At 67.7% G+C, this 19,196-nt stretch carries 14 protein-coding genes; 6 read left to right on the top strand and 8 right to left on the bottom strand.

Annotation, left to right across the window (positions count from 1 at the left end; all coding sequences use genetic code 11):
• Positions 1-349 precede the first annotated feature (349 nt).
• Positions 350-1,114 carry an endonuclease/exonuclease/phosphatase family protein gene (locus tag QMG61_RS01335; RefSeq protein WP_283492524.1) on the top strand — a complete coding sequence of 255 codons (765 nt, stop codon included), beginning with the start codon at positions 350-352 and terminating at the stop codon, positions 1,112-1,114.
• A 293-nt stretch (positions 1,115-1,407) separates the two neighbouring features.
• Positions 1,408-2,460 (top strand): ScyD/ScyE family protein, encoded by a 1,053-nt coding sequence (locus tag QMG61_RS01340; RefSeq protein WP_283492525.1) that lies wholly within the window; start codon positions 1,408-1,410, stop codon positions 2,458-2,460.
• Positions 2,461-2,615: 155 nt separating this feature from the next.
• Here the strand turns inward: QMG61_RS01340 and QMG61_RS01345 are convergent, their stop codons facing one another.
• Together QMG61_RS01345 and QMG61_RS01350 are read right to left on the bottom strand one after the other, a co-directional pair.
• Positions 2,616-3,593, bottom strand: coding sequence for an NAD(P)H-quinone oxidoreductase (locus QMG61_RS01345; protein ID WP_283492526.1), 978 nt, complete (start codon positions 3,591-3,593; stop codon positions 2,616-2,618).
• 204 nt (positions 3,594-3,797) lie between these two features.
• Positions 3,798-5,156, bottom strand: a complete 1,359-nt coding sequence (locus QMG61_RS01350; RefSeq protein WP_283492527.1) for a sigma-54-dependent transcriptional regulator family protein — start codon at positions 5,154-5,156, stop codon at positions 3,798-3,800.
• Between the two features lie 166 nt (positions 5,157-5,322).
• Here QMG61_RS01350 and QMG61_RS01355 point away from each other — a divergent pair, with 166 nt between their 5' ends.
• Positions 5,323-7,128: an NAD(P)-binding domain-containing protein gene (locus tag QMG61_RS01355; protein WP_283492528.1), complete on the top strand. Its 1,806-nt coding sequence runs from the start codon at positions 5,323-5,325 to the stop codon at positions 7,126-7,128.
• A gap of 39 nt (positions 7,129-7,167) precedes the next feature.
• On the opposite strand, the gene QMG61_RS01360 is transcribed toward QMG61_RS01355, so the two are convergent.
• Both QMG61_RS01360 and QMG61_RS01365 read right to left on the bottom strand, forming a co-directional pair.
• Positions 7,168-9,228, bottom strand: a complete 2,061-nt coding sequence (locus QMG61_RS01360) for a heavy metal translocating P-type ATPase (RefSeq protein WP_502846987.1) — start codon at positions 9,226-9,228, stop codon at positions 7,168-7,170.
• A 399-nt stretch (positions 9,229-9,627) separates the two neighbouring features.
• The gene (locus QMG61_RS01365) at positions 9,628-10,023 is read right to left on the bottom strand and encodes an SRPBCC domain-containing protein (protein ID WP_283492530.1); all 396 of its coding nucleotides are present in this window, start codon (positions 10,021-10,023) and stop codon (positions 9,628-9,630) included.
• A gap of 271 nt (positions 10,024-10,294) precedes the next feature.
• On the opposite strand from QMG61_RS01365, the gene QMG61_RS01370 reads away from it, so the two are divergent.
• Positions 10,295-11,545, top strand: a complete 1,251-nt coding sequence (locus QMG61_RS01370) for an exonuclease domain-containing protein (protein WP_283492531.1) — start codon at positions 10,295-10,297, stop codon at positions 11,543-11,545.
• 72 nt (positions 11,546-11,617) lie between these two features.
• On the opposite strand, the gene QMG61_RS01375 is transcribed toward QMG61_RS01370, so the two are convergent.
• The 4 genes from QMG61_RS01375 to QMG61_RS01390 form a co-directional block, all read right to left on the bottom strand.
• A complete protein-coding gene (locus tag QMG61_RS01375) occupies positions 11,618-12,028 on the bottom strand; it encodes a hypothetical protein (RefSeq protein WP_283492532.1) in 411 nt (136 codons plus the stop codon).
• Positions 12,029-12,033: 5 nt separating this feature from the next.
• Positions 12,034-12,195: a hypothetical protein gene (locus tag QMG61_RS01380; protein ID WP_283492533.1), complete on the bottom strand. Its 162-nt coding sequence runs from the start codon at positions 12,193-12,195 to the stop codon at positions 12,034-12,036.
• Positions 12,196-12,269: 74 nt separating this feature from the next.
• Entirely contained in the window at positions 12,270-13,325 is a 1,056-nt protein-coding gene (locus tag QMG61_RS01385) for an NAD(P)-dependent alcohol dehydrogenase (protein WP_283492534.1), read from the bottom strand.
• Between the two features lies 1 nt (position 13,326).
• Positions 13,327-14,295 carry an oxidoreductase gene (locus tag QMG61_RS01390; RefSeq protein ID WP_283492535.1) on the bottom strand — a complete coding sequence of 323 codons (969 nt, stop codon included), beginning with the start codon at positions 14,293-14,295 and terminating at the stop codon, positions 13,327-13,329.
• A 111-nt stretch (positions 14,296-14,406) separates the two neighbouring features.
• Here QMG61_RS01390 and QMG61_RS01395 point away from each other — a divergent pair, with 111 nt between their 5' ends.
• A complete protein-coding gene (locus QMG61_RS01395) occupies positions 14,407-15,099 on the top strand; it encodes a TetR/AcrR family transcriptional regulator C-terminal domain-containing protein (RefSeq protein WP_283492536.1) in 693 nt (230 codons plus the stop codon).
• A gap of 198 nt (positions 15,100-15,297) precedes the next feature.
• Positions 15,298-19,196 (top strand): NAD-glutamate dehydrogenase (locus tag QMG61_RS01400; protein WP_283492624.1); only part of this gene is annotated, 3,899 nt, incomplete at its 3' end.

The raw sequence follows: 19,196 nt of genomic DNA on the forward strand, positions 1-19,196 counted from the left end.
TGTGCGTGCCAACGCACTGGGCAACAACGCACTGGGCAACAACGCACTGGACAACAGTGTCGCGGCGTCGTCGTCGGGGTGTCCGGAGTGCGCCGGATCGGCGCCGCGGTCAGCATGCCGGGAGTTGCCCGCTCACCCGGATCGGCACCCAGTTTGTGCACTGCGACAACCTCACCGGTGCGGGCGTGAGCGCCCCGGCGTGGATCCCGGAACGCTGACCGGCTGGGAGGTTACGGGCCAGGACACCGGGGAGACGGGCCGGTACCCGCCTGCCGATATTCGATTGCAAGTTCTCCGGCGAGGAAACGTAGGCTGGAAGCCCATCCATCGAGTCGGAAACAGGTCTGCCGTGCGGGTCATCAGCTACAACCTCCGCAAGAACCGTGCCAGCGGTGAACTCGTCGCCCTGGACCAACAGTACGAGCCCGACGTCATGTGCCTCCAGGAGTGCGACACACTCGAGCTTCCCCGCGAGATCGGACTGTTGCACCTGGCCGACTCCACCCTCACCAACCGGCTCGGCCTCGCGGTCTACTATCGCAAGGATCGGTTCGAGGCGGTCAAGACGCAGGCATTCGCGTTGAAGAAGTCGTTGCACGATCTGGTGTTGGCGCCGGCGCACGAGCGCCTGATCGGCACCCGGCTGATTGACCGGGTCGAAGACCGCGAGCTCGTCGTCGCCTCGTTCCACGCCGCGCCGCTCACCGCGATGAACTCCCTGCGCCGCAACCAGATCCGCACCGCGCACGAGGAACTCAACCTGCTCGGGCCGGGGCTGCCCACCCTGATGGTCGGCGACTACAACTACCCGATCTTCAAGCGCAACCTCGGAAACAAGATCAACAAGTCCGGCTATGACCTCACCCTGAGCGACTCCCGCACCTACACGCGCTATAAGTTTTTCAGGGGGCACTTCGATCTCGCCACGTCGACCGGCCTGACCATCGACAACGTCGAGACGCTGCCGCAGCGTACCTCCGACCACATGCCGATCCTCGTCACATCGACCTACACCGACGAGTCGGTGCACGACACGGTTCGCCAGTCCGAGCGGCGCACCGTTCGCGAGTTCGAGCGGTCGGGGAGCCCGGTGCCGGAGGACTTCGACATCTAGCCCGGAGGGTCAGCTGCGAGCCATTCCGGTCGGCCTACTCGGATCACAGGGAGCCTGATCCGCGAGGGTAGAACCGCTCCGGGCGAACCCGAGACCTCGAAACTGTCGCGTTGTCGGGGCTGGTCCGGGCCTTGACCCGGGCGTGAGCGCGGACGACAATGTCTGAGGAATACTCAGGCAATTGCTTTCATAACTCTGTGACCCTTCGAGCGGGAATACGGTGAATCGGCGGTCACGCAGCGATGCGGCGCCGTGAGAACCCGGCCGCGCACCCTCTCAATGAAGGGAACATTGTGTTTGCCAAACGAACAATCACCCTGGCCGCGCTCCTCGCGGCGCTCGTGATTCCATCAGTTCTGTCGCCGACGGTGGCTGGAGCGACCACGACGCACCAGGGCGCATCGGCCACACTCCTCGTCTCGGGTCTTCAGGGAACGACCGGTGGCACGATCGGCCCCGACGGGGCGCTCTACGTGACGGAAAACGTGCTCGGAACCGTGACTCGGATAGATCCGAAGACGGGTGCCACATCAACATTCGCCAGCGGCCTGCCGAAGACCGTGATCGGCATCGCAGGCCCGATCGATGTGGCCTTCATCGGCAACACCGCGTACGTCCTGGTCTCCGTGGTGGGTCCCGAGGTCGGCGGCACCAACGTCGATGGCATCTATCGGATCGACAGCCCCACGACCTTCACGGTGATCGCCGACCTCGGCGCGTTCTCCCGCGCGCATCCGCCGGCTACTGACTTTTTTCTCGCGAGCGGAGTGCAGTTTGCGTTCCAGCCGTTTCGCGGCGGCTTCCTGGTGACCGACGGACACCACAACCGGATGCTCAGCGTGAAGCTCGACGGGACGGTGACCGAGCTGATCGCGTTTGAGAACATTGTTCCCACGGGTCTGGCCGTGTCAGGAAAGACGATCTACATGGCGGAGGCCGGCCCCGTGCCACACCTTCCGGCAACGGGCAAGGTGGTCTCGTTCAGCGCGAAGAATCCGGTGGCGACGGACGTTGCGTCCGGCTATAGCCTGATCGTGGACGTCGCGGTCAGCAAATGCGGAACGGTATATGCCCTGTCCCAGGGCGATTCACCGGGCCAGGTGCCGGCAGGTTCCCCGGCCCTGCCCAATAGCGGTGAGTTGCTGCGAGTGAACGCCGACGGCGTGTTTTCCGTCGTGGCCGATGCCCTGAACCTGCCGACGTCGGTCGTTTTCAGTGAGGACACGGCACTTGTCGTGACGCTCAACGGCGAGGTGTGGACGGTGCCCGTAGGGTCGGGTCGAGACCAGGGTAAGGGTGATGACTGCCGCGACAACAACCACGGTGAACATAACGAGGGGAAGTGACACGGTGGCGTAGTTCATAGCCCGAAAACGGTGTGAACCAGGCCCGACCCCAGGCCGAGCCGCCGGTGGTCGAGCTTGTCGAGTCCCGGTCCCGAGACCCTGTCCCGAGACCTCGCCGCCCAGCCGCGCTGGTTTCGACAAGCGCAACCACCGCCTCACGGCACCAGCAGAATCTTCCCCACGTGCCCCGACGCCTCCATCCGTCGATGCGCGTCCGCGGCCTCCGCGAACGAGAACCGGCTGTCGATCACCGGGCGGAACGCTCCGGATTCGAGCCAGGGCCAGACATCCGTTTTGAGGGCCCGGATGATCGCGGCCTTCTCCACGAATGGGCGGGCGCGGAGGGTCGTGCCCCAGTAACGACCACGTTTCTGCATCAGGTGGAACGGGTTGAAGACCGTGTCCTCGCCGCTCTGGTTGGCGATCACCATGATGCGCCCGCCGACCGCGAGCGCGGCCACGTTGCGGGCCGCGTAGGAGCCGCCGATGATGTCGAGGATCACGTCGGCGCCGTGCCCGCCGGTGGCGGCCACGATCTCGGCCTCGAAGTCCTGCGTGCGGTAGTTGATCAGAATCTCCGCGCCCAGTTCCGCGCACGCCGCAAGTTTCTCCGCCGACCCGGCCGTCACGGCCACCCGGGCGCCGGCCAGGCGGCCCAGCTGGATGGCCGCGGTGCCGATTCCGCTCGCGCCGCCGTGCACGAGCAGGGTCTCGCCGGCGGCCAGGCCCGCGCTCATGAACACGTTCGACCACACCGTGGCCAGCGCCTCGGGCAGCCCGGCCGCGTCGACAAGGTCGATCGAGTCCGGCACCGGGAGCGCCAGCTCCTCGTGCACCACGGCCTCGGTGGCGTAACCGCCGCCCGGCAGCAGCGCGCACACCCGGTCGCCGAGCGCGAACAGCGTGGTCTCGGCGCCGAGCTCGGTGACCACCCCGGACACCTCCAGCCCGGGCCACTGCGGGGCGCCCGCCGGTGACGGGTACGCGCCCAGGCGTTGCGCGACATCCGCCCGGTTCACGCCGGCCGCGGCCACCCGAAAGCGGATGTCCCGGGGCCCGACGGGCAGATCGGCGACGGTGGACAGGGTGAGGACGTCGGGCCCTCCGGGGGTGGTGACGAGGAGTGCGAGCATGGTGTCATCCTACGAGCGCCCCCGGCCCCTCACTCGAGGGATGCCCGACTGAGTTGCGGACAAGGCACCCCCGTCCCGAAAATGAAGGTGTATTTTCCGGAAGTCAATCGGCACGAGGTCAACCGGCACGAGGTCGCGAGCTCGTCGTGCGGGCGTCTGGCGTCGAACCAGGCTTGAGGTGGCGGGATCGAGGCTGTCACCCCGCTACAGCCCGAACTCCCGGTCCAGTCGCTCCGAGCGCGCCCGGAAGGAGAGGTAACCGGCATCCTGCGGGCCGAGCAGCCGTCCCAGTACGTGCACGGCCCGCTCGTCGGTGGACCCCATGTCGGTGGCGCACCAGCGCTGGATCAACTCGGCGCTGCCGCTCGCCCGGATCGCGGTCCCGACGGCGTCACTCAGCTCCACCCGCAGCGACTCGATCGCGAACGCTGCCGAGCGGCTGAGCAGTGGGGCGGAGTAGGCATTCAGCGCCTCCGCCAGCTGCCCGGTGCGGAGCGCGCGCAACACCCGACTGACGTCGGAGGTTCCGCGCACGCCATCCGCCAGCCGGTACGGATTGGACTCCACCAGGCCCGGCGCGGCCGCCCGGATTCGGTGCATTTCGATTCGGATCGTCGACGCGGCACCGGTTTCTCCGTGCACCTCGTATGCCAACTCCTCGGCGCTCCACCCGCGGCTGCGCGAATCCAGCAGGGCCAGGATCTCCGCTCGCCGGAGCGACAACGGCACCCGCAGTCCGTCGGGGAACACCGCCGCCGGCCTGTCGCCCAGGAACTCAAGCGCCAGGCCGGTCTGAGGAGGGTTGGCCGCGATGCTTGCCGTGCTCTCGGGCAGGGCGCCGTGCCGGGCTGGAACCGGGCTCGCCGAGCTGGCCGGGCGGGCCTTCAACAGTTCCTCGGCCAGCCGCACGCCGGTCTTGACCATGCGCATGCTGTCGACCGTGACCGTGTCGAGCGGCCCGGACACGTTCAGCACTCCCAGAAGCGCCCCTGTGCGTGGGTCGCGGATGGGGGACGCTGTACAGGCCCAATCGTGGTGGGTGCGCACCAGATGTTCGGCCGAAAAGAGCTGCGCGGCACGCCCGCTGACCAGGACCTCGCTGATTGCATTGGTACCGATCCCGTACTCGGACCAGTCCGCGCCCTCCATGAACTCCAGCCCGTCGGCCTGCGTCAACACGGCCGGGCTACCCACCCGCCACAGGATCTCGCCCTGCGCATTGGTCAGCACCAGCAGGTGCCGCCCGGAGGCGTTCTCATCGGCGAGCAGCTCGGTGAGCGCGGGCATCACCGCCGCGAGGGGATGCTCACGACGCAGCGAGACGACGTCGGACACCTCGTGAAGGTGCCGAGGCAGATGTGTGTCCGGGTCGATCCCACAGGCCAGGGCTCGCTGCCAGGACGCCCAGATGCTCGGGCTGACGTTCGGCTGCGCTGCACCGGAGAGCGCCAGGTCGTGGGCCCGCCGGAGCAGGGCCGCGTACTCGCTGGGTGAGGAGAACCGCAGGTCGGACGGCGCCGCGAGCGCACGGCTGCCGCCGGTTCCCTGCTCTCGGTGAGGCATCTGTGCACTCCCTGGGTCGACCCGAACAAAGGCAGTCGCAGTGGGTGTAACGCCGTTGTAACCCCCGCGGGTTTCTACTTGAGCGTGAGATCACGCCCGAATCGTTTGGGGAAACCCTAGTACGCGCATCCGGCAGATCTCACTCAGCGCACACAAGGGAGTGAATATGCCTGAATCATCACAGCCTGAATCACCGAATGAGGTCGTCGACCGTTGGCTCGCGGGCCTGGATGCCGCCCTGCAGGCCCGCGACATCGACGCTGCCCTGGCCCTCTTCGAGGAGGACAGCTACTGGCGCGACTTCGTGACCTTCACCTGGAATCTCAAGACCTTCGAGGGCAAGCACGACATCCGAAGGATGCTGGAGGCTCAGCTGGAGCACGTGCAGCCCGCCGGCTGGGTGCGCGCCGAAGACGCCACCGGTGACGCCGTCGCCGCCGAGGCCTGGGTGAACTTCGAGACCGGGCAGGCCCGCGGGTATGCGCACCTCCGGCTACGGCACGGCAAATGCTGGACCCTGCTCACCACCATGCAGGAACTCAAGGGCTTCGAAGAGAAGAAGGGCGCCAACCGTGAGCAGGGCGTGACGCACGAGATTCAGAAGGGTCGGCTGTCCTGGCTGGAGAAGAAGAATGCACGGGAAGCCTCGCTCGGCTACGACGAGCAGCCGTACTGCGTCATCGTCGGCGGCGGCCAGGGCGGCATCGGTCTGGCCGCACGGATGCGTCGGCTCGGCGTGCCCACGATCGTGATCGAGAAGAATGCGCGCCCCGGCGATTCGTGGCGCAACCGCTACAAATCCCTGCACCTGCACGATCCGGTTTGGTACGACCACCTTCCGTACCTGAAGTTCCCGGAGGACTGGCCGGTCTTCGCGTCCAAGGACAAGATCGGGGACTGGCTGGAGCACTACACCCGCATCATGGAACTCAACTACTGGTCGAGCACGGAATGCACCAAGGCCGCGTTCGACGAGGCCGACCAGGAATGGGTGGTGGAGGTCGTGCGCGAGGGCCAGAAAGTGACCCTGCGGCCCAAGCAGTTGGTCTTCGCCCTGGGCGTGTCCGGGTATCCGAACACCCCGGTCTTCGAGGGGGCCGAAACGTTCGCCGGGCAACAGCACCACTCGTCTAAGCACGAGGGCGGCGGGGACTGGACCGGCAAGAAGGCCGTCGTGATCGGCTCCAATAACTCCGCCCACGACATCTGTGCCGACCTCTGGGAGACGGGAGCGGAGGTGACGATGGTACAGCGGTCGTCCACGCACATCGCCCGCAGCGACGCCCTGATGGACCTGGCGCTGGGTGATCTCTACTCGGAGCGTGCCCTGGCCAACGGGGTGACCACCGAGAAAGCCGACCTGTTGTTCGCCTCCCTGCCGTACCGGATCCTGCCGGCTGCGCAGATCCCCATCTATGAGGAGATGGCCCGGCGTGACGCCGACTTCTACGCCAAGCTCACGGACGTCGGATTCGACCTGGACTTCGGCACCGACGGCTCCGGCCTGTTCCTGAAGTACCTGCGCCGCGGCTCCGGCTACTACATCGATGTGGGTGCGTCCCAGCTGCTGATCGACGGCCGGGTCAAGGTGAAGTCAGGTCAGATCGACCGGATCGAGAGCGGCTCGGTCGTCCTCGAGGACGGAACGGCGCTGGAGGCCGACCTGATCGTCTACGCCACCGGCTACGGCTCGATGAACGGCTGGCTGGCCGACCTGGTCTCGCCCGAGGTCGCCGACCAGGTCGGCCGGTGCTGGGGCTACGGTTCGGACACGCCCAAGGACCCGGGGCCCTGGGAGGGCGAGCTGCGCAACATGTGGAAGCCGACCAATGTGCAGCAGCTCTGGATCCACGGCGGCAACCTGCACCAGAGCCGGCACTACTCCAACTACCTGGCGCTGCAGATCAAGGCCCGGATGGAGGGCCTGGACACCCCGGTGTACGAGCTCCAGGAGTCGCACTTCACACACTGAGGGGATGCCGGGCAGGGCCAGCCGGGGGCGTACCTCCCGTTACCGGCTGGTCACCTTCTCGGGGTCCAGGTCCAGCCGGCGCAGTAGCTGGGCGTTCAGCGCCACGACCACCGTGGACAGTGACATCAGCAGCGCGCCGACGGACATCGGCAGCACGAACCCGATCGGTGCGAGGATGCCGGCGGCGAGCGGAACGGAGAGCAGGTTGTACCCCGCGGCCCACCACAGGTTCTGGCGCATCTTCCGGTAGGAGGCCCGGGACAACTCGATCACGGACACCACAGAGCGGGGGTCATCGCTGGCGAGGATCACGCCGGCGGAGGCGATCGCAACATCCGTGCCGGCGCCGATCGCGATGCCGACATCGGCTTGCGCGAGAGCGGGAGCGTCGTTGACGCCGTCGCCGACCATCGCGACCTTGCGGCCTTCGCCCTGCAGCGCCTTGACTTTCGAGGCCTTGTCGGCCGGTCGCACTCCGGCGAAGTACCGGTCGATGCCGAGTTCTCCGGCGACGGATGCGGCGACCGCTTCGGCGTCGCCGGTGATCATCACCACCTGCACGTTGCGGTCGTGGAGCGCGGCGATCGCGGCGTGCGACTCGAGGCGAATCTCGTCCGCCAGCCGCAGGGCACCCGCGACCTTCCCGTCGACGAGCACGTGCAGGATGATGGCACCCTGCTCACGCCATTCGTCGGCGATGGGGAGTTCGGAGCCGGACTCCTGCTCGAGCAAGTACGGACCGCCGACCTGGATAGTGCGCTCCGCCACGCGGGCGCGGACCCCGACGGCCGGGGACGACTCGAAGTCGACGGAGCCGGGCACGGTCAGGTCGCGCTCCTTGGCGGCCGCGACGATGGCTCGGGCCAGCGGATGCTCAGAGTCCGACTCGGCCGCGGCCGCCAACCCGAGGAGTTCGTCGGCGTCGAACCCGTCGACGGGTTCGACGGCGGTCACGGCGGGGGTTCCCTTGGTGAGGGTGCCGGTCTTGTCGAAGATGACGGTGTCGACCGTGCGCATGCTCTCCAGCGCCAGTCTGTCCTTCACGAGCACACCGGCCTTCGCGGCCCGTTCGGTGGAGATCGACACCACCAGGGGGATCGCCAGTCCGAGAGCGTGCGGGCAGGCGATGACCAGCACCGTGATCGTGCGCACCACGGCGGCATCCGGCATCCCGATCGCGGTCCACACGATGGCGGTGATCACACCGGAGCCGAGTGCGAACCAGAACAGGTAGCCCGCGGCACGATCGGCGAGGCGCTGCGCCCGCGACGTCGAATTCTGAGCATCGGCCACCAGCTTCTGGATGCCGGCCAACGCCGTGTCATCGCCGACCGCCGTGATCTCGACCCGCACTCCGGAGTCCGTCGCGACCGTTCCGGCGACGACATGGTCGCCCTCGCTGCGGCGGACCGGGCGGGATTCGCCGGTGATCATGGACTCATCCATGCTGGCCGAGCCTTGAGACACGCGACCGTCTGCGGGGACCCGGCCGCCGGGCCGGACGACGACGACGTCGCCGACCTGCAACTCGCTGGGGGAGACGGTGACCGTCTCGTCTCCGTCGACCCGTTCGGCTTCGTCGGGGAGGAGCGCGGCGAGAGAATCCAGCGCCGAGGTCGTCTGCGCCAGTGAGCGCATCTCGACCCAGTGGCCGAGCAGCATGATCACGGTCAGCAGGGCGAGCTCCCACCAGAAGTCCAGCCCGTGATCGAGGAGTCCGAGGCTGGCACCCCACGACGCCACGAACGCGACCGTGATTGCGAGTCCGATCAGCAACATCATTCCCGGCTGTCTGCTGCGCAGTTCGCTCACCGCCCCAGTGAGGAACGGTGCACCACCCCAGACATAGACGACGCTCCCCAGCACGGGGGAGACCCACAGCACCCATGCAGCATCCGGCAGTGAGTAGCCGAGCAGCATCGCGAACATCGGCGAGAACCACACCACGGGAACCGCCAGGACCAGCATGATCCAGAACAGCCGCCGGAACCGGGCCACATGATCGCCATGACCGGCGTGACCGCCGTGACCTGCGTGACCGGCGTGACCGCCACCGCCCGGGTGTCCGTCGTGCTGGTCACTCGAGCCGTGCGTCATCATGGCGCCGCCGCCAGCCGGCTCATGGTGCGAGCCTGGATTGACCGGCGCTGCGTGCGAGGTTGCGCTGGTGTGATCGTGTTGGCTCATCGGAGCCTCCCTAGTGATTCGTTGTAACCCAGGAGTGGGCGTCCCGCGACGCAATGACTCAGGTGCTCACCGAGCAGCGAGAACGCAACCGGGTCCCAGACCCTGGCCCGGATCCGTTGATACCCATGCTATACGCCCCTGGGGTATGTCTGGGTGGCGCATTCTGGTTCCGCACGCTCTTCAGGGCACGCGCGTGGATCGCGCGTGGATCGAGCGTGGATCTCAGTGAAGTCACGAAGAAGACCTGTTCACGGATGCCTACGCCCCCTCCCCGGCCACAGCCGCGAACGCCGAGGCCATGCCGCGGTCGGTCTACGACGCCGCGAAGTACTCCCGCATCGGCACGAAGTAGCTGTCTTCCCAGCCGCCCTCCTCATACCCGCGCTGCAGGGCGGGCACGTCGCTGTGGTTGATCGTGACGCGGGTGCCCTCGTCGACGGCCTCGAACAGCACGTCAATCTCGGAGTCGAGGTCTTCCTCGGTGAAATCGGCCGTGCGCCAGCTCTGCACGATGCGCCGCCCGGGGTCGAGGGCGATCGTGCGCCCGGTGATATAGCCGTCCCAGGCGTCATAGTTGCCGCCGACGCGGGGGTCCACACTCGCGTCCGCACCGGTCATCGCGGTGTGCCCGGAACTGCTGAGCCAGGTCTCGTAGACCTGCTCGGGGCTCGCCGGCACGATCGCGGACACTTCGAAGTTATAGGTCACGGCAGTTCCTCTCGACTGGCACCGGCGGGAGCCGGCGGGCAACGCCTTGCCGGCATCATACGCACGGGAATCCGCTCGCGAAGCGGCCGCGGTAGGTTGAACTCGGCGGAGCGGGGATCCATGACAACTCGGGCACCAACGACGGGGGAGAGGTGCCCGGCCCCGCCGGCAATCGAGCGGCTAAGGCAAAATATGGCCGAGCGAGCGCGGTTCGCCCGGTCACAGCGGTCACGCTAACCTTCTTCCTTCCGTCCACTTCTGAGGAGCCCCCATGTCCGGACCCGGTTTCGCCGTGATCGACTTCGAGACCACGGGCCTCTTCCCGACCGGAAACGACCGGGTCATCGAGGTGGCCATCGTGCACGTGGACGAGCTCGGCCGAATCGAAGGGCACTGGGACACCCTGGTGAACCCGGGCCGGGACCTCGGCCGCCAGGACATTCACCGCATCCGGGCCGCGGATGTGATGAACGCCCCCACCTTCGACCAGATCGCCCCGAGGCTCGTCGAGCTGTTGGCCGGGCGCGTGGTGGTGGCGCACAACGCGAGCTTCGACAGCCGCTTCCTGATCGCCGAACTCCAGCGGGCCGGGCACTGGACCAACGCGAACCTGGTCACGCTCTGCACGATGCAGTTGGCGCGCGACTTCCTCCCCGGCACGGGCCGCTCGCTCGCCGACTGCTGCGCGGCCTACGACATCGAGCTCGACGGCGCACACCGGGCATCCGTCGACGCGGCCGCCACCGCGCGGCTGCTCGGCGCCTACGTGGAGTCGGCGAACGACCCGGCGTTCTGGTCTGAAGACATTGGCGCGGCCGTCGCCTACAAGTGGCCGGGAATGGTGGCTCAGGAGATTGCCTGGTACCCGCGGCCGGATTCCGCGCACCCGATGACGGCGGCGTCATTCCTGGCCCGCATGACGCACCACCTGCCCGACGTGGCCGGCCCGGCCGAGTACATCGACTACCTGGCGCTGCTCGACCGCTGCCTGCTCGACCGGCACCTCTCCGCGCACGAGGTCGAGGCCCTGGTGCAGCTGGCCGACGAGCTGGGCATCAGCCGGCACAGCTGCGAGGCGCTGCACCTCGAGTACTTCGCCGGGCTGACCCGCATCGCCTGGGAAGACGGCATCCTGACGACGGATGAGATGGCCGACCTGGTCGACGTCGGTAACCTGCTCGAGCTGTCCCTCGAGGTGGTCTCGGCCGCACTCGACGCGCCGACGCCGTTGGCGCCGGAATCGCTGGCCGTGGTCGACCCGGCACAGGCGTTCGCGCTGCGGCCCGGGGACCTGGTCGTGCTGACCGGAGATATGACCCGCTCACGCGACGTGTGGGAGGGCGAACTCGTCGCCCGCGGCTTCACCCCGTGGCGGGCCGTGACGAAGAAGGTCAAACTCGTCGTTGCCGCCGACCCCGACTCGCTCTCCGGCAAGGCGCGGAAGGCCCGGGACTACGGCATCCCGATCGTGGGCGAGGTGGCGCTGGAGAAGCTGACCCGCGGCGATTCAGCCTCTGGTTGAGTGGCGGTGGCCGGCATCGCCGCCGGAAGCGCGCCCGGCGCGGGCGATGAATTCGGGCCGTCGCTTAAGCCGTCAGGGGTCCTCCGGTGTCGACGAAGAACCCGACTGCCTGATCGCACTTATGAAGAACCACAACGCAGTCAGGAAATACAGCACCCCACCCAAGCCCCAAATGGTTGACCCGTCACCGGTCCACGCGGAGGGGAAGGGGCGAATCACGGCAGAGATCAGGAGCGCGCTCACCACGAAACCGGAGGTCGGCTTCGCTGTGGCCCGCCACCACGGGCGGGGAGGTGCCACCGGTTCGTCGTCGCCTCGGAACGTGCGTGCCATGAACACGATTGCGGCGGTCATCAGAATAGGCGTGACGATGGCGCCGCTCGTGGTGACCAAGGATTCTGCCTGGAGACCCAGCAGCAGTACCACCACCGTCGCAGCCGTGATGACCGCGACCTTCGTGGTGTTCCTGACTATCCGAACCATGTGGTTCAGTCTGCCAAACCCGAGGTTGGGTGGTTCCGCGCAACCCAGTTGTAGTGATCACGCATTCCTCGGGCCACCGCAATCCTGATGATCCAGAACAGCGCCAGGCCGGCCCCGAACAGCATGGCGAGAATCAAGAAGATCCGGACCACTGAGTAGATATCCATGTCGAGGATTGTCGCAGGTTGCAATGCCCAAGGGATCGCGGCTACTGGTCACGAGTTACTCGGACAAACCCCGGCTACTCGGCGGCGGAAACCGTGATCGCGATCTTCGCCCGGGCGTGTTCCTCGGCGAAGTGGCGGACGGCATCCGCTGTTTCACTCAGCGGGTACGTTCGCTCGATCACCGGCGTCACCGCCCCGGAATCGAAGAGCGCACGCAGCTCGTCGAGAGTCTCCGTGCTTCGGGCGAGCATGCCGGTGGTCAGGGTCTGGCCGACGACCAGTGACAGCAGACGGGCCCGGATTATGCGACCCATCGGCCCGAGCACCCGGCCGCCGGTGCCGCTGGAGAGAACGAGCGTGCCGGTCGGGGTGAGGGCGCGGCGGAGGCTGTTGATCGAATGGTTGCCGATCGAGTCGAAGATCAGGTCGTAGCGGCGCCCGCTGCGGGTGAAGTCCTCGTAGGTGTAGTCGATCACCTGGTCGGCGCCGAGGGAGCGCACCAGTTCCACGTTGCGGCGGCTGCAGACGCCGGTGACCTCGGCGCCGAGCGCCCTGGCGATCTGCACGGCGAAGGTGCCCACCCCGCCGGACGCTCCGTTGATCAGCACACTCTGCCCGGGCCGCAGTTTGCCGGTGTCGCGCAGGCCCTGCAGCGCGGTACGCGCCGACACCGGCACGACCGCGGCCTGCTCAAAGGTGAGGCCGACCGGCTTGAGGGCCAGCAGATCCTGACGGGCCACCGTGTACTCGGCGAAGCTGCCCCCGTCGACCTCGCCGAACACCGCATCATTCGGCCGGAACCGGGTCACGCCCTCGCCGACCGCCTCGACCACGCCCGCTACGTCCCGCCCGCGAACGGGCTGCTTCGGCTTCCGCAGCCCGAACGCCAGACGGGCGAGCAACGGCCGACCGCTCGTGTAGACCCAGTCGGCGTGGTTGACGCCGGCCGCCCGCACCCGGATCAGCACCTCGTCGGGCTTGATGGCCGGCCGCTCGATGCGCTCGAGGTGCAGCACGTCGGCGGTGCCGTAGGCGTGCTGCACTATCGCCCGCATGGTCGGGGCTTCTGATCTGGTCAGTGTGGCCGGTCGCGCGGTCTGGTGACTGGCCCCATCCGTGTTCCTGGTCATTTCACTTACCTCCCTGTGCTGTCTCAAGCGGTGCTGTTTGAAGCGGTGCTGTCTCAAGCGGGCCGGCTTCGAGCTGTGCTGCTGCGCTCGGCAACGGGTAACGGATGCCGGTGAGGTCCTCCGACACCGTCCAGAGCCGGGCGGCGTCGCCGACGTCACGGGCGGCAGCCGAGCGGCCCACCAGAGTGGGCGGCCCGGCCATTCCGCGGCGGCGGCTCGGGCCGGCATAGCTGCCGCCGGGGATCTCGGCGGTCGCGGCGAACAGGGTCGGCCCGGCCCCGGCCGCAGCGCTCTGGGCAAACAGGCGAACCGCGACGGCCCCGACCACCTTGAGCAGTGCGCTACTGGAGCTGGAGTTGAGGTTGGTCGCGGCCATGCCCGGGTGGGCTGCCGTTGCGATCACAGCCCCGCCGCTCCCCTCGAGGCGGCGCTGCAGCTCGAGGGTGAAAAGCAGGTTCGCGAGCTTGGACTGGGCGTAGCCGGCGGACCCGCTGCGGTAGGGGCGGGCGTCGAAGTTCAGATCGTCGAAGTCGATGCGGCCGGAGCGGTGCGCGGTGCTGGCGACCGTGACGACCCGGCCATCGATGTGCGGAAGGAGCAGGTTGGTCAGGGCGAAGTGGCCGAGGTGGTTGGTCCCGAACTGCAGCTCGAAGCCGTCGGACGTCCGCCCGAGCGGCGGCACCATGACGCCGGCGTTATTGACGAGCACATGGATCTTGCCGCTCCAGTCCGCGGCGAACTGCCGCACGGATGCGAGGTCGGCGAGGTCGAGGCGGCGCACCTCGGTGTCGCCGCCGATCATCGCCGCGGCGACGCACCCCTTTGCCTCGTCGCGGACGGCGAGTACGACGTGCGCTCCGTGCGCGGCGAAGGCGCGGGCGGTCTCGAGGCCGATGCCGCTGCTGGCGCCGGTGACGATGATGGTCCTGCCGGCGAGGTCGGGCAGGTGGGCGGTGGTCCAGTCGGTCATGTCGTTTCGTCTTTTCTTCTCGGCCCCCAGGGGCTCCCTTGACACCATACGGTGTAAGGTGATGTCAGCACGCTACCATACGGTGTAAGGCATGTCGAGGGAAAGGTCGCTATGAATTCGTCTGCACCGGTATTCGCCCGGGAACCGGTGACGCGCGAGCGAGCCGTGCGGGCCGCGATGGTCCTGGCCGACGCGGGTGGGATCGAATCGCTGAGCATGCGCAAGCTCGCACGGGAGCTGGGGGTCGAAGCGATGTCGTTGTACTACCACGTGAAGAGCAAGGACGATGTGCTCGACGGCATGGTCGACGGCGTCTTCGGCGAGATCCCGTTGCCGCCGCTCGGTACCGAGTGGAAGAGTGCGATGCGCGACCACTCGGAGGCGGTGCGGAGTGTGCTCACGCGGCATCCGTGGGCCATCGCCCTGGTCGACACCCGAACGTCGCCCGGTGCCGCCACGCTCGGGCACCTCGACGGGGTGATTGCTTTCCTGCTGCAGTCGGGCTTCTCCATGTCGATGGCCGCGCACGCGATGTCGCTGCTCGACAGCTACGTGCACGGTTTCGCGCTGCAGGAGACGTCGCTGCCGCTTTCTGAGTCCGGCGACATCAGCGCGGCGACCGAGGACATCATGCGGCAGCAGCACCTGATGTCGGAGGCGTTCCCGCACCTCGCCGCGATGGCGGAAGAGCTCGTCCTGAAGCCGGGGTATGCCTATGGGAACGAGTTCGGTTTCGGGGTGGGGTTGATCCTGCAGGGGCTGGAGACGGCACTCGCCGACGCCGAAGAGTCGGCGCGGGTCTGAGTGGTGGTTGCTTCTCAAACGATGTCGTTGAGAGCAGTGTCGTTGAGAGCGGTGTCGCCGGGCGGGGTGTGGCGTGCGGAGTCCGGTGAACAAACCTAGGATGGTATTCAAGCGGTCTCCACGTTCAACAGCGAGCGAAGATCAAGAACTGATGGGGGCTTTTTGTCAATGTCGTCAAAATCCATGTCGTCCGAATCCATGTCTGAATCCAGCCCAGCCGGTCCGCCCATCGAGGGCGCCGCGCTCGACACATTCGTCGCGGACTACTACGAGCGGCTGGCCGGTGATGACGCCCTGGACTACGATCCCGCCGTGCTTCGGGCCCGAGCCCAGAATCACTGGCAGGTTGCCCGCACCCGGCTGCCCAAACACGCGAACGTCGAGATCCTCAACGAGGCCGACCGCAGCGTCGTCTACATCGCCACGGACGACATGCCGTTCCTGGTGGACTCGGTCAACGCCGAGCTCGTGCGCCAGCACGCGGCCATCCACCTCGTGGTGCACCCCCTGCTCGTCGTGACCCGTAACCGCGAAACCCACGGGCTGGTGAGCGTCACCCGGATGCCGGCCAATGTCGGCGTCTCCAGCGGCGACACCTCCACGATGCCCAGCATCGCCCATCTCCTCGGCAACGAGGAGGACTCGCCCCACCTCGAGTCCTGGATCGCGATCGAGATCGAGCGCGCCAGCGAGGAGGCTCGCGGCCGGCTCATCGAGGGGCTGAGCCGGGTGCTCAGCGACGTGCGATCCGCGGTCGACGACTGGCGGCCGATGCGGGCAAAGGCCATGACCATCGCCGATGCGCTCGACCGGCTGCCGCACGCCGAGGGCATCCAGGACATCCGTCAGGCGCAGGATCTGCTGCGCTGGCTCGATCGCGACAACTTCACCTTCCTCGGCTACCGGGAGTACGACCTCAAGTCCGTCGACGGCGAGGACGTGCTGTCCATCCGCGACGGCAGCGGCCTGGGGCTGCTGCGCTCGCCGCAGGACGGGCGTGAGATCCAGCACCTCACCGAGGCCGGGCGCAAGATGGCCCGCGAACGGCGCGTGCTCGTGATCACCAAGGCGAATTCCCGCTCGAGTGTGCACCGCTCCGCCTACTTCGACTACATCGGCATCAAGAGCTTTGACGCAGACGGCAACGTCAACGGGGAGCAGCGTTTCATCGGCCTCTTCGCCGTGAGCGCCTACACGAGCTCGGTGCGGGATGTGCCGATCCTGCGCGAAAAGATCGACGCCGTTCTGGCCGAGGTCGGCTTCCCGCCCGGGTCGCACAGCGACAAGGACCTGCTCGGCATCCTGGAGACCTACCCGCGCGACGAGCTGTTCCAGATCGACGAGCCCACCCTGGTCGCGACGGCCGTGGCCATCCAGCGGTTGCAGGAACGTCGCCGCACCCGGCTCTTCCTCCGACCGGATGCCTTCGGCCGATTCATGTCCGCCCTGGTCTACTTTCCCCGCGACCGCTACACCACGGCCGTGCGGCTGCGCATCGAGAAGGAACTCACCGACACCTTCAACGCGGAGTCCCTCGACTTCGAGGCCCGCATGACGGAATCCACTCTGGCCCGCCTGTTCTACCGGATCCGGCTGCCGAAGAGCGCCATGATCGGCGCGGTCGACACGGCGCCGGTGGACGTCGCCGCGCTCGAGCGGCGCCTGGCGATGGCCGTCCGGTCCTGGCCGGAGGGCATCAGCGAGCAGCTGCGCGAGCAGTACCCGCTCGACGAGGCCGAGCGCCTGTCGACCCTGTGGGCCGAGGCGTTCCCGGCGAGCTACCGCGTCGACTACGAGGTCGACGACGCCCTGGTCGACATCGGCCGGTTCGAGACGGTCGCCGCCGCATCCGCGGCCGGCCCGGCCCGCCCCGGCCTCTACGTGTACCTCTCGAAGAACGCCGCCGACCGGCCGAACGAACACGCCAGGGTCGAGCTCTACCTGATGGAGTCGAAGAGCCTCAGCCAACTGCTGCCGTTCTTCCAGAACCTGGGTATCGAGGTGCTCGACGAGGTGCCGTTCGAGATCGAGACCGCCGACGGCCGGCAATTCTTCCTCTACGACCTGGGCCTGCACTACCCGGCCGGCGTCGACCCGGTCGAAACCGGCGGCCTGCTCGCCGAGTTCTTCGCGGCCGCACTCAGCGGGGCGATCGAATCGGACGGCCTCGACCGCCTGGTGCTGCGCGAGGGCATGCCCTGGCACCGGGTCGTCATCCTCCGCAGCTACGCCAAGTACCTGCGCCAGATGGGAAACACGAACTCCTACAGCTTCGTCGGCAACACCCTGATCGACAACCCGATCGTCGCCGCTGCCCTCGTGGCGCTGTTCGAGGCCCGCTTCGACCCGGAGCTGACCGAAGACGAGCGTGCCAGCCGCACCGGGCACGTGCGCGCGCAGCTCACCGAGGCCATGGAGCAGGTCGCCACCCTCGACGCCGACCGGGTGCTGCGCACCTTCATCAACCTGATCGAGGCCTCGCTGCGCACGAACTTCTTCCAGGACAAGCCCTACCTGAGCATCAAGCTCGACCCGGGCCAGATCGAGGCGCTGCCGTTCCCACGGCCCAAGTTCGAGATTTGGGTGTACTCCCCGCGGGTCGAGGGCGTGCACCTGCGCTTCGGCAAGGTCGCCCGCGGTGGCCTGCGCTGGTCGGACCGGCGGGAGGACTTCCGCACCGAGGTTCTCGGCCTGGTCAAGGCCCAGACGGTCAAGAATGCGGTGATCGTGCCCACCGGCGCCAAGGGCGGGTTCTTCGCCAAAAAGCTTCCCGATGCCGCCGTCGACCGGGCGGCCTGGATGGCCGAGGGCGTCGCGAGCTACAAGACCTTCATTCGGGGCATGCTCGACCTCACCGACAACCTGGTGCTGACGGATGCCGGCGAGCAGCTCGTGCCGCCGGCTCGCGTCGTGCGCCACGACGACGATGACTCGTACCTGGTCGTCGCCGCCGACAAGGGCACCGCCACGTTCTCGGACATCGCCAACGGACTCGCCGCCGAATACGGGTTCTGGCTCGGCGACGCCTTCGCCTCCGGCGGTTCGGTCGGCTACGACCACAAGGCGATGGGCATCACCGCCCGCGGCGCCTGGGAGTCGGTCAAACGGCACTTCAGCGAACTCGACGTCGACACCCAGACCGATGAGTTCACGGTCGTCGGGGTCGGCGACATGTCCGGAGACGTCTTCGGCAACGGGATGCTGCTCTCGGAGCAGATCCGACTCGTCGCGGCCTTCGACCACCGGCACATCTTCCTCGACCCGAACCCCGACCCGGCGCTCTCCTTCGCCGAGCGGCGCCGTTTGTTCGAGCTGCCGCGCTCGTCCTGGGCGGACTACGACGCGAGCCTGATCAGCGCCGGCGGCGGAATCTACCCGCGGCAGTCCAAGTCCGTGCCGATCTCGGCCGAGGTGCGCGTCGCGCTCGGGCTGCCCGCCGGGACCACCCGGCTGAGCCCGCCGGAACTGCTGCGCGCGATCCTGATGGCGCCGGCCGACCTGCTCTACAACGGCGGCATCGGCACCTATGTGAAGGCCAGCACGGAGACGGCGGCGCAGGTCGGCGACAAGGCCAACGACGGCATCCGCGTCGACGGCCGCGACCTGCGGGTCAAGGTCGTCGGCGAGGGCGGCAACCTCGGCCTCACCCAGCTCGGACGCATCGAGGCGGCCCTGCACGGCGTCATCCTCAACACCGACGCGATCGACAACTCCGCCGGTGTGGACTGCTCCGACCACGAGGTCAACATCAAGATCTTCGTCGACCGGATGGTCGCGGCGGGGAAACTCTCCGCCGCCGACCGCCCTGGCTTCCTCGCCGACATGACCGACGAGGTCGGCCGGCTCGTGCTGGAAGACAACGTCGACCAGAACATCCTGCTGCTCAACGACCGGGTGCGGGTCACCAGCTGGAGCCCCAGCTACGAACGCCTGATGGACTGGCTGGAGGCATCCGGCGACCTCAAGCGCGAACTGGAAGCGCTGCCCACGACCGCGACCCTGCGGGAACGCCTCGACCCGGCCCAGGGCCTGGGGCAGGGGCTGACCTCGCCCGAGCTCTCGGTGCTCGCCGCGTCCGCCAAGATCGAACTGGCGAC

The organism is Cryobacterium sp. PH31-AA6, from assembly GCF_030063195.1.
Classification (GTDB): Bacteria; Actinomycetota; Actinomycetes; order Actinomycetales; family Microbacteriaceae; genus Cryobacterium.

Coding starts and splice junctions, on each gene's coding strand:
- QMG61_RS01390 (WP_283492535.1), bottom strand. CDS start 14,295: ATGACCGACTGGACCACCGCCCACCTGCCCGACCTCGCCGGCAGGACC.
- QMG61_RS01360 (WP_502846987.1), bottom strand. CDS start 9,228: ATGATGACGCACGGCTCGAGTGACCAGCACGACGGACACCCGGGCGGT.
- QMG61_RS01375 (WP_283492532.1), bottom strand. CDS start 12,028: ATGGTTCGGATAGTCAGGAACACCACGAAGGTCGCGGTCATCACGGCT.
- QMG61_RS01395 (WP_283492536.1), top strand. CDS start 14,407: ATGAATTCGTCTGCACCGGTATTCGCCCGGGAACCGGTGACGCGCGAG.
- QMG61_RS01370 (WP_283492531.1), top strand. CDS start 10,295: ATGTCCGGACCCGGTTTCGCCGTGATCGACTTCGAGACCACGGGCCTC.
- QMG61_RS01380 (WP_283492533.1), bottom strand. CDS start 12,195: ATGGATATCTACTCAGTGGTCCGGATCTTCTTGATTCTCGCCATGCTG.
- QMG61_RS01345 (WP_283492526.1), bottom strand. CDS start 3,593: ATGCTCGCACTCCTCGTCACCACCCCCGGAGGGCCCGACGTCCTCACC.
- QMG61_RS01385 (WP_283492534.1), bottom strand. CDS start 13,325: ATGACCAGGAACACGGATGGGGCCAGTCACCAGACCGCGCGACCGGCC.
- QMG61_RS01355 (WP_283492528.1), top strand. CDS start 5,323: ATGCCTGAATCATCACAGCCTGAATCACCGAATGAGGTCGTCGACCGT.
- QMG61_RS01350 (WP_283492527.1), bottom strand. CDS start 5,156: ATGCCTCACCGAGAGCAGGGAACCGGCGGCAGCCGTGCGCTCGCGGCG.